A 12,388-nucleotide genomic window follows, 5' to 3' on the forward strand; every position below is an offset into this window, starting at 1 on the left:
AAAATACTTTGGAGGTGAAACATGGAAAAACTACGAATCCACCTGTCAACTTTGATGGGGAAAAAGAAAGTCCGATCCATTCATCAGCTAAGTAAAGAGACTGGCATTAGTCGCCCGGTTCTCGGAAAACTCTACAAAGAGGACTTATCTTATAAGCCTCATGTAGATACGCTGACAAAGCTTTGCGATTACTTTGAATGTCCGTTAGAAGAGTTGATAGAATACGACCCTCGTGATAATGGACAAGCAATCTAAGGAGGATTTGGATGAAAGCTAAGATTTTTAAATTTAGTCATAGTGAAGGCGCAGAAATTATTGCTGCAAGTAACGCAAAAGAAGCGATTATGTTTTTCTTCACTCAATATGCTGATGATATTCAAATGGATGATATGGTGGAGTTTGGAGGCATCGAAATCACTGAGCTTAAAGGTGAAAACATCACTAAGAAACACTCTGTTTTTGATGAATCAAAAAACGAAACTGTTTCTGTATCTTATCAGGAAATAGCTACAATTTCTTTCGTTAACAGTCCTGTGGTTTTGGTTTCGCCAAGTTATTAAAGGAGGATGCTAATGAAAATAGTTAAGTTGAATGATTCAGATGACTTACAAAAAAGGATAGAAGCTTGCTACAAAATGGAACACGCACTATTATGCGACAAATTGAAGCTAGGAATTAACGGTTTAGAATGGCTAGTGTTGCAAACAAATGTAACAGATGAAAAGAAGAAATCATTAGACCAATATGTAAATTTAGCCGGAAGCACACTGAAAAAGAATATAACTCAATTATTCATTGACGCTGTAAACATGGATTCAGATACGTTTTACGAAACGCATGAACTAAACTGGTGGATCGCGATTGATGAAACTATAACGTTTTTATCAATTTTGAAACAACAAGATTACAATGGTTACCTTTATTTTCTAAACAAAATTTATAGTGGAGGGTGCGAATGAATAATTTAACGGTTATTGAACATCGAGGACAACGTGTATTAACAACATTGCAATTAGCAGAGTCTTACAAAACTGATGCCAAACATATTAATGATAACTTTCAAAATAACAGGAAGCGTTACACACTAGGAAAACATTATTTTGAACTAAAAGATGAAGAACTAAAAAATTTTAAAGCTACCACGAAAATTTCGGGGAACCTTAAATTTGCTCCTGTTATTTATCTTTGGACCGAAAAAGGTGCTTGGATGCACGCTAAATCACTCAATACTGACAAAGCTTGGGAAGCTTATGAAATGTTGGTTGACGAATACTACAGAATGAAAGAACAAACCATTGATGTTTCTATGCTCGGCCCAGAATTACAAATGTTTAAGCACCTCTTTGATGGAGTCGCTAAAGTTCAAATCGAAAGCCTGGAAACAAAACGCCAACTATCAGAAGTAAAGACAACGGTAAATGTCATTCAAGAAACCTTCTTGCAACGTGATAGCAATTGGAGAAAATCAATTAACTCAATGTTGAATCAAGCAGCTTCTAGGCTAGGTGGAGAATACCGAGAGTTAAGGAATGACAGCTATCAAAAGCTAGAAGAAAGAGGCCGTTGCAATCTGAACGTTAGGCTAACGAACCTGAAAGAACGGCTATCCGAAAACGGAGCTACAAAAACAAAGATTAATCAAACTACAAAGATGGACGTAATTGAATCTGATGCACGATTAAAAGAGATTTACACAACGATTGTTAAAGAATTATCTATCGGTTCCTTGAGCAAATAAAAAAGCACCTTTCCCCAAAGGCGCTCATACGGCCGGGGTCCCCACCCCGGTTGCTTGCAAAATAATTGTTAGATTCATTATACACGAAAACGTAAGCGTGTATACCCGGAACATACGTACTATTTTCTACCAACTGTTCTTTGACATACCCAAAAATACGAATTGGAGTGATTTAAACTATGGAATTGATCCATTCTGATAAATACGGGATTGCTTTAGATATCGCTAAGAAATTCACTGGTGCGAAAGAGTATAGAGTTATATTGCACTTTGTTCAACACACAGCAGACGGTCATTTAGTAGCAACAGATACACACAAATTAATCAAAATTATGAACGTACATGGATTTGAGGAAGAAAGACTTATTAATCCACGTAGCTATGAGATGGCTAAAGGTATCTATCCTAATGTAAATGGGATTATTCCAACGGACACAAAGGATCACATCTTATTAGATAAAGATCAGATTAATGTATGGTATCAGGCACATAAGTCTATGGCCCAGATGTTGAAGAATCTAAAAGTCAGATATAGCAAAGCGACTCGATTGAGTTTTAACGATGATAGTTTTCATTTTACAGCTATGCTCGGAAAAGACGCAGGTATTAATTTTGAGCTTCCATACACGGAATATGTGAAGCCAGAACAACCATCAACAACCTACAACATTGAATATATGCGTGATGCTCTTGAGGCTCATATAAAAATGGGATCGGAAAGTGTAGTGCTGCAATTCACTGGACAAATGTCACCATTCCTTGTCACCAACGAAAAAGATGTATTGGTTTTAATTCTACCTATCAGAACTCCGCAGTAAAAGAAGGTGAACAAATGTCTGAAATAAAGTGGATTAAGCTTACTACTTCTATGTTTGATAATGAAAAAGTCGACTTTATTGAAAGTCTACCTGAGGCTGATTCAATACTCATCATTTGGATAAAACTTCTTACTTTAGCTGGCAAGTGCAATATGAAAGGTCATATCTTTCTTACGGAAAACATTCCATACACAGATGAAATGTTAGCTCATAAATTCAGACGGCCTTTAAGTACAGTACGCCTAGCTTTAGAAACCTTTAATCGACTCAGGATGATTGAGGTAGATGAAAACTCAGTCATTCAGATTTGCAATTGGGAAAAGTATCAAAACATTGATGGTATGGAGCGAATTAGGGAGCAGAACAGGATAAGAAAACAGAAGGAAAGGGAAAAGAAAAAGTTTCTTTTAGAAGATAGTGACATGTCACGTGACGTCACGGAGAATGTCACGCGAAGTCACGCAACAGATATAGATAAAGATATAGATAAAGAAATAAATAATATGCCCTTTTCTTCTTCACCTTTGCCCTATAAAGAAATCATAGATTACCTGAATGAAAAGACAGGTAGTAAATTCCGGGCTGGTTCGGAGGAAACGAAAAGACTTATCAAAGCACGGTTTAACGCTGGCTTTACCCTTGAAGACTTCAAAAAAGTAATTGATGTGAAATCATCCCAGTGGCTTAACAACAAAGACATGAATAAGTATCTCCGGCCTAAAACGTTGTTCGGGACAAACTTTGAAGGCTATTTAAACGAATATGAGCGTGATAACAAGCCTACACCTCCTTCTGAACCGTCTCGTAACTATCAGGCAGAGATTGAAGCAGCGTTACAAGAGGATGCGAAGAAATGGGGGATCGCGAATGACTGAAAAGCATTTAAAAGCATACCAAGTTTCTAATGGTGAATATTCACAAATTGTATTTTCTTCTACAAGAGGAGGAGCCAAATATATTAGTGAGTTTTATGACGGAAGTAACTTTTTGGACTTAGAAGTAAGAAGGGCAAGGTGGGCTGATGAATTTGTTGATGCTCATTCAATACCAAAACAGTCTTATCTTGATAACGGCTGGTGGTGGGAGTGTCGTTGTGGACAACCTCAATACAAAGAAACAGCTATCGTTATCAACGAACTTGTTTATTGCCAAAAATGCCTAAAGAAATCGGAGGGTAAATAAATGGCAGTAATTAACCTCGAAGCAGAACAAGCTGTGATCGGTGGTGTGCTATTGGAGGGGGAGCTAATAAAAGAGTGCTCCCTTCTTCCTGAACACTTCTATAAACAAGAGCACATAGTGATATGGGAAGCTGCAAGAGCCTTAGACAAGGCGAAAAAGCCCGTTGACCTAGTAACAATCGTCACGGAGTTAGGAGAGCGTATAGAGCAAGCTGGGGGCCTTAAATACATTCAGGATTTGGCTGTAGGTGTACCAACGACTACAAACTTTGAATACTACGTTACGGCTGTTTTAGATGCTTGGAAGATGCGAAAGGCAGAAACACAAGCTGTAGAACTCATCAACCGAGTAAATGCCGAACGGAACACTGATGTAATCGCTGAGACGGTACAGAAACTTACTCACTTGGACGAAACAGGCCAGCAGATGGATTACAACCATACAGCTACGCTTTCAGAAGTGTATGACGAGATGGAGAATCAACCAGAAGGATTAACCGGGATAGATACGGGATATGTAGACTTGAATCGGATTACAAACGGGCTTAATAGTAGTGACTTACTTATTGTTGCAGCCCGTCCAGCAATGGGGAAAACAGCATTCGTATTGAACGTAGGTGGCAATGCAGCCGGACTAGATAAGGCTTGCGTAAGTATCTTCTCACTTGAAATGCCGAAGAAACAACTTATTCGTCGGATGATATGTGCAATTGGGAATATCGATGCTGATAAGATGCGAAATCCGAAGAGTAGATTCTCAAATGAAGATTGGGAGAAAGCAACTCGTGCAATCGGTATTATCAACAACATGAACTTGCATATTTACGATGAGCCAGGGCAAACAGTACAAGGGATTCGGGCAAAGGTACGGAGATTAAAAAACAAATACCCTGATGTACCCCACTTGGTTATCATCGACTACTTGCAACTAATCAGCTATATCGGACGAGCACACAACAGAAATGAAGAGGTTGCTGAAATGTCTCGAGCACTTAAGATTATGGCGCGTGAGTTTGAATTACCTGTAGTGGCCTTATCTCAGCTTTCACGTTCGGTAGAGCAACGTCAAGATAAGCGTCCGATGCTTTCAGACTTAAGGGATTCTGGCGCAGTAGAACAAGATGCAGACATTATTATGTTCCTTTACCGAGATGACTATTACGACGCTCAAGCTGAAAAGAAGAACGTCACAGAAGTGATTGTAGGTAAGAACAGACACGGGGCAACGGGTACGGTGGAGCTCGCTTTCTTGAAGGAGTATAACAAATTCGTATCTTTAGCGAGAGGATGAGGCAAATGGTTGATCGCAAAGCCTTAATCAAACACCTCGAACAAATGGGCCGGAACGTTGAATTAAATAGATATCCAAGAGACGGAATACTAAAGTGTAACCCGGATTTCTTGGATGGACAGAACGCAGTTATCAATAAGTTAATCAAACAACTAAAATCGGGTGACTTTGAAGTAACGGAAATAGAAATGCAATCAGACATTACGAAAACTACAGTATTTCAGGAGGAAGCGATATGAGAACAATTATCCCTCGTCATAAAAGAATAAACAATCTACCGGGTGAGGTTAAAACATACTTCTTATCTGAGGAAGAGTTAGCGAAATATCGCGCGTTACCAGTGGAAGAAGGTAAGAAACCAGTTGTATTAACTCGTAAATGGGGTGAGATGATATGAACTGCCCTAAATGCGCTGGAGAATCAGCAGTTAATAATAGTCGGCCGGATCCTAAATCAAACTACGTTAGAAGATATAGGGTGTGCAAGGTATGTGATTTTCGATGGAAAACGTTAGAGGCTATAGTCGAAAAAGAAAATACCTTTGAGACGCACACAATGGGCGTGTACGAAGCGAAAGCAAGGGAGTTAGGGCAACTAGTGGAAGAGAAGCAGAAAACCTATGGTGACTCATTCTCGAAGGCAGGAGAGTTCCTTAAACTTTTATATCCTAATGGGATTGAGCCAGAACAATATACTGATGCATTATGCTTGGTTCGGATCTTCGATAAGCAAATGAGGATCGCTACTAAAAAAGATGCATTTGGCGAAAGTCCATATGGAGATTTGGTTGGATACTCTCTTCTAGGATTAGTTAAGGATGAAAAGGGGAGATAAGATGTCGCATATATTTTAGGTGAATAGGGTGTAGATTGTGGCATAGTCTACACTTTAAATCAAAAATTCAAATGAATATTTGAGGAGATGATACCATGGAATTTTTACAAAAGGTAAAGGTGAATCGTTTTGCTGAGAACGTGAGGAAATACGGACCCTGCCCGTGGGGAAGCGGCACATGGAAGAGTCATTATAGAAAAGTTGAAACAAAAGAAAACAAGAAAAAAGACACAGAATTCGTTGTCATTGGAACAACCTGCTTAAACGAGGGATATTCAGAATGGCTAGGTGGTGACGATGGAAATGGATTTAAAATGATGGACCGTATAAAGGTATATATAGTCGCTAGTGGATTAGGACGTAGATATAAAGTGTTGCCAGAAGATATGGAGGTTGTTGAGTGATGAATCTATCAAAGCTTTTCGATATGCAACGTGTATTGGACGAACGGATCATCAAAGATAAGGGGCTAGAAGGGAAAGACCTGTTGCCGGGTAAGATTCTAGCGTTACAAGTAGAACTTGGGGAATTAGCGAATGAATGGAGAGGCTTCAAGTTTTGGAGTAATAACCAAAAGCCATGCATAACTGGACACAAAGGAAGATGCGAGCGTTGTGAAGGCACTGGATATATCAGTACGCAATATGATCTATGTGATGCAGGATGCTTTAAAGGTTTAGCGCTATTCAATCCTCTTCTTGAGGAATATGTAGACTGCCTACACTTCCTTTTGAGTATTGGATTAGAGCTTGAAGTTAATCAACATCTTAATATTAACCCTTATGATGAGAAAGATATTATAACTCAGTTTAACAAAGTGTTTAAACTAGTCACTGAATTACAAAGTGATGATTTTTATAAAGCAGCGCAATGGCAATTGTTGAAACGGTACTTCTTTGGATTAGGAGAAATGCTTGGATTTACTTTTGAACAGATAGAACAAGCCTATTTAGATAAAAATGCAGTAAACCACCAAAGACAGGAGGCCGGATACTAATGCGTAGAGGTAAAAGACGCCCATTCTTCTCTTATGACATAGATGATACATGGATGGATCAAACAGCAAGAGTACGTTTGCCACATGAGAATAGAAGTGAATGGGAACGGTTATCCGGCCCGGTGGAGATTAAAAGGGTGGAGGATTTGAAGTGAGAGAGGAGATTCTTAGACTAATAGACGACTTTGAGACAAAGGCAGAAGTAGCAAACATACAAGCTACACATGCGTTAGCAGTAAAGAAATGCAATTATGCTGCTCATAAGGACGGATTAGAAGAAGGGTTTTTATACGCTGCCCAAAGACTAAAGGAGTTGCTATGAGCAAATACGGGGCTACAAAAGTAGTGGTTACAGAAGATTTGCAGATATATAACCTCAAGGATGCCAAAGAGAACAATATAGACGGGCTTACGTTTGATTCTAAAGCAGAGGCAAGGTATTATGCTTTGCTTCTGCAACTACAGCAGGAAGGGGCTATTACAAGTTTTATAATACAACCTCGTTATGTCTTACAACCTGCATTTAAGAAGAATGGCAAGATGGTTAGGAAAATCGAATACGTAGCTGACTTTGAAGTTTCGTACCCAGATGGAGAGCTCGAAGTGATAGACGTAAAAGGATTTGAGACTAAAGACTTTGCACTCAAGAAAAAACTATTCGAGTTCAAATACCCTCATCTGCAACTAAAGCTTATGACATTCAAATACGGACGTTGGATGACTATAGAGGAATACAAGAAAGAGAAGAAGGAGAGGGCAAAGAAATGACTATCGAAAAAGAACGACTCGAAAAGATGGAGCGATCTTTTAATAGAGCAGAAGAAAGTGGAGCAGGCGATTTAGCAAATTGGGCTGTAATGAACGTTGAAAGTTTGTTTGCTGAAATTAGACGGTTACAAGGTTGGGAAAAATGATGGACATAGATATTGACACTCTTGATATATCCTATGACAGTTCAGGTCGGATGAACTTTCACCCTCGACTGCATCCGAATCAGGGTAAACCTTTTACAGAAGAAGAGAAAGAGTATCTATGCAAATACTATGACATAGACGGATCTCTTAGTATGTCCTATGTGTTAGGGAGAACGCAGAAATCCATCCTAAATAAGATTAGTAAGCTAAAACGCAATGGAATGTTTGAGTATTACAGAGGGAAAACTCATGGCTAAACGTAAGACTTGGGCTGACGCTATAAGGGAACAGTTAGGGGAGCAGCCAGAAGAAGGGAAAGTACCTACAAAGTTTATGGGTGGATATTGTAAATGTGGGAGTGGAGGTTTTACTCCTTCTCTCCTGCATGGTGAGTATATACGGACATGTCATAAGTGTGGAGCAAGCTATAACGTGGATCGGGGGATTTATATATGACAGAGCAAGAGATGATCGCTGCAACTGAATCTTTTAACCGAAGTTTTAAAGGTATTCGTTTAAGTATCGCTCTCCAAAGTGATGCCGATTTCCATTTTCGTTATGCATATAAAAACGGGATGAGTGTTCACGAATTACATGAGTGGTATCGTGCGAATCCGTATTAAGGGGGATTTATTTGTGAGAGTGAGAATTATAGGCGACGCAACGGCAAACGACATTATGAGGTGGTGGTATGCAGAAAGAGTTGGTGAAGAATTTGAGGTTGAGCAATGTCCGAAGTTTGAAAAGTATTGGAGGACAAAAGAAGAAGTGGTCTGGACTAATAACGGAGGGCATACAGCCCATATTCTTAAGTCTGATTGTGAATTAATTGACGATACCCTTTCACACGGAACATACGAAGTGACAAAACTAATTAGCGAGGGATGAAGAGGATGAGTATAGACGAAATATGTATTGCGATTTCCTCGTTTTCTTTCGGTGGTGTTGTTGGGATGGTATTGTGCGATTGGATTAATAATAAGTTCAAAGTATAGGGGGTCTAATATGCACTTCACTGAATCATACATCGATCTATGCAATGAAATTGAAATGCTAGAAATCAGGATTAAGGATATAGAGCGAGAAAGGGAATTTCTTCGCCTGAGTATGTATGATAACAAACCGGGATTTAGAGCAACGGCAAGTTATGGAACGGAACAAGTGCAGAATGGTTATGCTCCAATGAGTTTAGATCGGATATTGGAGCGATTGAACAAAGTGGATGATTCACTTAATACGCTGTATGAGGTATTAAACGCTAAGAAAGATGCTAAGAGGAAGATGGAAAGTGTTCTAGGTAACTTTGATGGCCTAGAGTATAAAGTCGCTTATATGCGCGATATAAAGCGCATGAAACTACATGAAATCGCAGATGAACTAGGATACAGTCACGATTGGATTAGAAAAATTAGTAGTAGAGTAAAGAAGGCACAAATAAAGCACAAAAACCTAGGATAAGCCGTGGTAAAATGGTAGTAAGTAAAAAAGCGATACATGCAAGCGTCCGGGCAAAAGCTCGGGCGTTTTTTTATTGTCATTTACTTAAAGTAGGTGGCCTGCAAAGGGTGGTGCTGTCCCCGTCAAACAGCACACTATATTTTCGGGGTGAGAAATATGAAAACAAGAGAGGAGAGAAAACAACATGGCAAACAGCTACAACTATGCCGGACATGTCCATATGGAACATGGTTAGCTGGAAAGGTGTTTTGCTCTCGTAATCCTTGTGTGAAGAGAAAGTAAAATGCATGGTGGCGAAATAGGTAGACGCTAAGGAACGCACTTTGTAATGAAGTGAAGGAGAATTGGAGAGTGAACTCCACTTTTAAAATAAACACGCGAGGAAGAAAGCTCGGCTTCCATGTATGGTGCAAATCCATACCCATGCATTCTATCATTGGCATCCTGAATACCTTCTCTGTCTCTAAACGTGCCAAGAGGCAGTAACCGGTATAGAGGGGTTCGGGGTGCGAATGATGGTAAACATCTAACACACTTTAGGGGGCTGCAAATGGCTGATAAGAGCGAATTGAGCATGAAGGTAGATATTGATGTATCAGGAGCGATAACAGGGTTAAAAGCAGTACAGAGAGAGGCGAAAGAAACGATTCGTCTGTTGAAAGAATTAGAAGGGCAACAAGTTAAAAATAAAGAACAGGCTATTAATAATTTTGTCGTTCATGTTATGGGCGATGATATAAAGAAAATGTCTAAAGAATTAGCTGACAAACTGCGTGAAAGTGGTTGTGATATATGATAGATAAGGTAAAAGTAGCCGGGGTAGATTATACAATTGAACAGGCAGATGAATTAAATAACGATCCTGGCGACATGGGCGAATGCGTTTATCAAAAGGCACTAATTAGGATTAAATCAAACATGTCGATTGATAAGCAGAATCAAACCTTGGTACATGAAATACTTCATGCTTGTATTGAAGAGGCCGGAATCGGTGAACAAGATGAGGACTTTGTTAATAGAGTAGGGATCGTATTGCATCAGGTATTAAGGGATAACGATTTTAGCTTTTTGAGAGAATAGTCGAAATGTAGCAGGTAAAATTAACCTCCTGTCGAATTATCAGTATAGGAGGTGAGATATATGGCAAAAGTAATTTATGAATTTGATGGCAAAAAGCCTATTACTCAACAATGTGAAGGGAAAGACATTATTGAGTTAGTAGTAACAGGGTTAAACGCCAAAGAAACAAATAATACGTTTTTCCCTAATGATGAGAAGGAACGTAGAGAAGGAAAAAGTATCAAAAGTATAAGAATAGAGTTTTAATTTAAAATAAGAGCATCCTTCGGGGTGCTTTTTTATTTGCGTTTCTTATAGGTAAATCCTATATATAAACAAAAACATATAGTTTTTGGGGGTGAGGTGATATGAATGAGTAAGCTTACACCAAAGCAACAGGCTTTTGCTGATTATTATATTGAGACAGGTAATGCAGAAGAAGCAGCAAGAAAAGCAGGGTACAAGAGTCCAAGAGGAAACGCTCATAAACTACTGCAAAATACTGCAATCAAACAATACATTGATGAAATTATGGATTCAAAGAATAACGAGCGTATAGCTTCTCAGGATGAAGTTTTAGAGTATCTAACCTCTGTTATGCGTGGCGTTCCTTTTATCACTGAATATGAGGACACAGACGAAGAGGGGAATGTAGTAACAAAGCAAAATAAGATATATCCTTATTTCAAAGAACGCAATCAGGCCGCTGAACTGCTCGGCAAGCGTTATGCTATGTGGACTGAGAAACAGCAGGTAGAAGGCAATGTCGGTGTAACTATCGTTGATGACATTGGGGATGATGACGAATGAAAGTGAAAATGTCTGAAATCATTAGTCCTCACTTTGAAAAATTTTGGATTGCCTCTCGTAAAAAACAACACTTGCGATATGTTTTAAAAGGTGGTCGTGGCTCGGGTAAATCATTCCATATACCTTTACGAATTATCATGGATATTATGGAGTATCCTGTATCAGCATTAGCGATGAGGAAAGTACAAAATACAATTGTGAAATCGGTGTTTCAGAACTTTGAAGCAGCAACTATTTTTCTAGGTGTAAAACATCTATTCCGATTTGTTGAGAGTAGATTAGAAATTACTTATTTACCTAGAGGGAACAAAATATATTTTGCTGGCGCTGATGATCCGAACAAAATAAAGTCTATTAAAGATGCTAAGTTCCCCTTGGCTATTCTATGGATTGAGGAAATGGCTGAATTTAAAACAGAAGATGAAGTAACAACTATAGAAAACTCTGTTCTTCGTGAAGAATTAGAGGGGAAAATTACATCTGAGGCCGAGAGACGCAAAAAGAAATATGGATTTGATTACTCGTTTTATTATTCTTATAATCCACCAAAAAGAAAGCAGGCGTGGGTTAATAAGAAATACGAGTCTGCTTTTATAGATGACAATACCTTCGTTGACCACTCTACCTATTTTGATAATCCTCATTTGTCAAAGAAATTCATTGAGGAAGCCGAAAACGTTAAGATGAGAAAACCTCATAAGTATGAGTGGGAGTATATGGGCAAAGCGATAGGGAGTGGTGTTGTGCCATTTACAAACCTTGTATTCCGGGAGATACCGGATAAAGAGTTTAAGACATTCGATAATATTCATCAAGGACTTGATTGGGGATATGGGCCTGATCCTTTTGCTTTTGTGCGTATGCACTATGATAGCAGACGGAGAAGGCTATTTTTTATGGATGAATTGTACGGCTCAAAGCTAAGTAACAGGGAAGTTGCAGAATGGATATTGGAAAAGAAATACCATGATGTAATGACGATAGCGGACAGTGCAGAGCCTAAGAGTATATCAGAAGTAAAGACATATGGCATCCGTATTAAAGGAGCGAAGAAGGGGCCGGGAAGCGTTGAGTTTGGTGAAAGATGGCTTGACGACTTAGAAGAGATTGTAATTGACCCCAAACGTACACCTAATACGGCAAAAGAGTTCGAGGATATCGACTACCAGACAGATACAGACGGCAATCAGAAGCCAAAGTTAGAGGATAAGGATAATCATACAATTGATGCCACGCGCTACGGCACAGAGCCGCTAAGAAGGAAAGGTGTAGGAGTCTTAACATAAGG

General features: G+C 39.0%; 27 protein-coding genes. All 27 read left to right on the forward strand.

All coding sequences use genetic code 11. The annotated features are described in order from the left end of the window. Positions 1 to 21: 21 nt before the first annotated feature. The 27 genes from AF333_RS04510 to AF333_RS04620 all read left to right on the forward strand — a co-directional run bounded on the left by AF333_RS04510 (position 22) and on the right by AF333_RS04620 (position 12,386). On the forward strand, positions 22 to 255 hold the full coding sequence (locus tag AF333_RS04510; protein WP_043065064.1) for a helix-turn-helix domain-containing protein: 234 nt from the start codon (positions 22 to 24) through the stop codon (positions 253 to 255). Between the two features lie 11 nt (positions 256 to 266). Then, positions 267 to 560: a hypothetical protein gene (locus tag AF333_RS04515; protein ID WP_043065063.1), complete on the forward strand. Its 294-nt coding sequence runs from the start codon at positions 267 to 269 to the stop codon at positions 558 to 560. A 12-nt stretch (positions 561 to 572) separates the two neighbouring features. Further along, positions 573 to 959: a hypothetical protein gene (locus tag AF333_RS04520; RefSeq protein WP_043065062.1), complete on the forward strand. Its 387-nt coding sequence runs from the start codon at positions 573 to 575 to the stop codon at positions 957 to 959. Beyond that, complete coding sequence (locus AF333_RS04525) at positions 956 to 1,738, forward strand: ORF6N domain-containing protein (RefSeq protein WP_043065061.1); 783 nt, start codon at positions 956 to 958, stop codon at positions 1,736 to 1,738. Before AF333_RS04520 ends, AF333_RS04525 begins: the two co-directional genes overlap by 4 nt. Before the next feature lie 179 nt (positions 1,739 to 1,917). Continuing rightward, complete coding sequence (locus AF333_RS04530) at positions 1,918 to 2,556, forward strand: hypothetical protein (protein WP_043065060.1); 639 nt, start codon at positions 1,918 to 1,920, stop codon at positions 2,554 to 2,556. Between the two features lie 50 nt (positions 2,557 to 2,606). Then, positions 2,607 to 3,431: a phage replisome organizer N-terminal domain-containing protein gene (locus tag AF333_RS04535; RefSeq protein WP_235496095.1), complete on the forward strand. Its 825-nt coding sequence runs from the start codon at positions 2,607 to 2,609 to the stop codon at positions 3,429 to 3,431. Further along, positions 3,424 to 3,738, forward strand: coding sequence for a hypothetical protein (locus AF333_RS04540; protein WP_043065059.1), 315 nt, complete (start codon positions 3,424 to 3,426; stop codon positions 3,736 to 3,738). Before AF333_RS04535 ends, AF333_RS04540 begins: the two co-directional genes overlap by 8 nt. After that, entirely contained in the window at positions 3,739 to 5,028 is a 1,290-nt protein-coding gene (dnaB, locus tag AF333_RS04545) for a replicative DNA helicase (RefSeq protein WP_043065058.1), read from the forward strand. Positions 5,029 to 5,033: 5 nt separating this feature from the next. Then, on the forward strand, positions 5,034 to 5,267 hold the full coding sequence (locus tag AF333_RS04550; protein ID WP_139188929.1) for a hypothetical protein: 234 nt from the start codon (positions 5,034 to 5,036) through the stop codon (positions 5,265 to 5,267). Continuing rightward, positions 5,264 to 5,425: a hypothetical protein gene (locus AF333_RS33415; protein WP_158502356.1), complete on the forward strand. Its 162-nt coding sequence runs from the start codon at positions 5,264 to 5,266 to the stop codon at positions 5,423 to 5,425. Before AF333_RS04550 ends, AF333_RS33415 begins: the two co-directional genes overlap by 4 nt. Further along, the gene (locus tag AF333_RS04555) at positions 5,422 to 5,862 is read left to right on the forward strand and encodes an NrdR family transcriptional regulator (RefSeq protein WP_043065056.1); all 441 of its coding nucleotides are present in this window, start codon (positions 5,422 to 5,424) and stop codon (positions 5,860 to 5,862) included. Before AF333_RS33415 ends, AF333_RS04555 begins: the two co-directional genes overlap by 4 nt. Before the next feature lie 95 nt (positions 5,863 to 5,957). After that, on the forward strand, positions 5,958 to 6,266 hold the full coding sequence (locus tag AF333_RS04560) for a hypothetical protein (RefSeq protein ID WP_043065055.1): 309 nt from the start codon (positions 5,958 to 5,960) through the stop codon (positions 6,264 to 6,266). Then, positions 6,266 to 6,859 carry a dUTP diphosphatase gene (locus tag AF333_RS04565; protein ID WP_043065054.1) on the forward strand — a complete coding sequence of 198 codons (594 nt, stop codon included), beginning with the start codon at positions 6,266 to 6,268 and terminating at the stop codon, positions 6,857 to 6,859. Before AF333_RS04560 ends, AF333_RS04565 begins: the two co-directional genes overlap by 1 nt. Then, positions 6,859 to 7,014 carry a hypothetical protein gene (locus tag AF333_RS33420; RefSeq protein WP_158502355.1) on the forward strand — a complete coding sequence of 52 codons (156 nt, stop codon included), beginning with the start codon at positions 6,859 to 6,861 and terminating at the stop codon, positions 7,012 to 7,014. Before AF333_RS04565 ends, AF333_RS33420 begins: the two co-directional genes overlap by 1 nt. Beyond that, positions 7,011 to 7,181 carry a hypothetical protein gene (locus AF333_RS33425; RefSeq protein ID WP_158502353.1) on the forward strand — a complete coding sequence of 57 codons (171 nt, stop codon included), beginning with the start codon at positions 7,011 to 7,013 and terminating at the stop codon, positions 7,179 to 7,181. The genes AF333_RS33420 and AF333_RS33425 overlap by 4 nt, the downstream gene beginning before the upstream one ends. After that, positions 7,178 to 7,627, forward strand: coding sequence for a DUF1064 domain-containing protein (locus tag AF333_RS04570; RefSeq protein ID WP_043065053.1), 450 nt, complete (start codon positions 7,178 to 7,180; stop codon positions 7,625 to 7,627). Before AF333_RS33425 ends, AF333_RS04570 begins: the two co-directional genes overlap by 4 nt. After that, positions 7,624 to 7,773, forward strand: a complete 150-nt coding sequence (locus tag AF333_RS33430) for a hypothetical protein (protein WP_158502351.1) — start codon at positions 7,624 to 7,626, stop codon at positions 7,771 to 7,773. The genes AF333_RS04570 and AF333_RS33430 overlap by 4 nt, the downstream gene beginning before the upstream one ends. A 249-nt stretch (positions 7,774 to 8,022) precedes the next feature. Further along, positions 8,023 to 8,229: a hypothetical protein gene (locus tag AF333_RS33435; RefSeq protein ID WP_043065051.1), complete on the forward strand. Its 207-nt coding sequence runs from the start codon at positions 8,023 to 8,025 to the stop codon at positions 8,227 to 8,229. Next, a complete protein-coding gene (locus AF333_RS33440) occupies positions 8,226 to 8,396 on the forward strand; it encodes a hypothetical protein (protein ID WP_158502349.1) in 171 nt (56 codons plus the stop codon). The genes AF333_RS33435 and AF333_RS33440 overlap by 4 nt, the downstream gene beginning before the upstream one ends. Then, positions 8,368 to 8,661: a hypothetical protein gene (locus tag AF333_RS04585; RefSeq protein ID WP_235496097.1), complete on the forward strand. Its 294-nt coding sequence runs from the start codon at positions 8,368 to 8,370 to the stop codon at positions 8,659 to 8,661. Before AF333_RS33440 ends, AF333_RS04585 begins: the two co-directional genes overlap by 29 nt. 117 nt (positions 8,662 to 8,778) lie before the next feature. Next, positions 8,779 to 9,231 carry a hypothetical protein gene (locus AF333_RS04590; protein ID WP_043065049.1) on the forward strand — a complete coding sequence of 151 codons (453 nt, stop codon included), beginning with the start codon at positions 8,779 to 8,781 and terminating at the stop codon, positions 9,229 to 9,231. Between the two features lie 11 nt (positions 9,232 to 9,242). Continuing rightward, positions 9,243 to 9,491 (forward strand): hypothetical protein, encoded by a 249-nt coding sequence (locus AF333_RS34665; RefSeq protein ID WP_043065048.1) that lies wholly within the window; start codon positions 9,243 to 9,245, stop codon positions 9,489 to 9,491. Positions 9,492 to 9,781: 290 nt separating this feature from the next. Next, the gene (locus AF333_RS04600) at positions 9,782 to 10,027 is read left to right on the forward strand and encodes a hypothetical protein (protein WP_043065047.1); all 246 of its coding nucleotides are present in this window, start codon (positions 9,782 to 9,784) and stop codon (positions 10,025 to 10,027) included. After that, complete coding sequence (locus tag AF333_RS04605; protein WP_052811937.1) at positions 10,024 to 10,311, forward strand: hypothetical protein; 288 nt, start codon at positions 10,024 to 10,026, stop codon at positions 10,309 to 10,311. Before AF333_RS04600 ends, AF333_RS04605 begins: the two co-directional genes overlap by 4 nt. A gap of 60 nt (positions 10,312 to 10,371) precedes the next feature. Further along, positions 10,372 to 10,557, forward strand: a complete 186-nt coding sequence (locus AF333_RS04610; RefSeq protein WP_043065046.1) for a hypothetical protein — start codon at positions 10,372 to 10,374, stop codon at positions 10,555 to 10,557. A gap of 105 nt (positions 10,558 to 10,662) precedes the next feature. Next, positions 10,663 to 11,100, forward strand: a complete 438-nt coding sequence (locus AF333_RS04615; protein WP_043065045.1) for a terminase small subunit — start codon at positions 10,663 to 10,665, stop codon at positions 11,098 to 11,100. Continuing rightward, positions 11,097 to 12,386 (forward strand): PBSX family phage terminase large subunit, encoded by a 1,290-nt coding sequence (locus tag AF333_RS04620; RefSeq protein WP_043065044.1) that lies wholly within the window; start codon positions 11,097 to 11,099, stop codon positions 12,384 to 12,386. Before AF333_RS04615 ends, AF333_RS04620 begins: the two co-directional genes overlap by 4 nt. Positions 12,387 to 12,388 lie beyond the last annotated feature (2 nt).

Source organism: Aneurinibacillus migulanus (assembly GCF_001274715.1).
Taxonomy (GTDB): Bacteria; Bacillota; Bacilli; order Aneurinibacillales; family Aneurinibacillaceae; genus Aneurinibacillus; species Aneurinibacillus migulanus.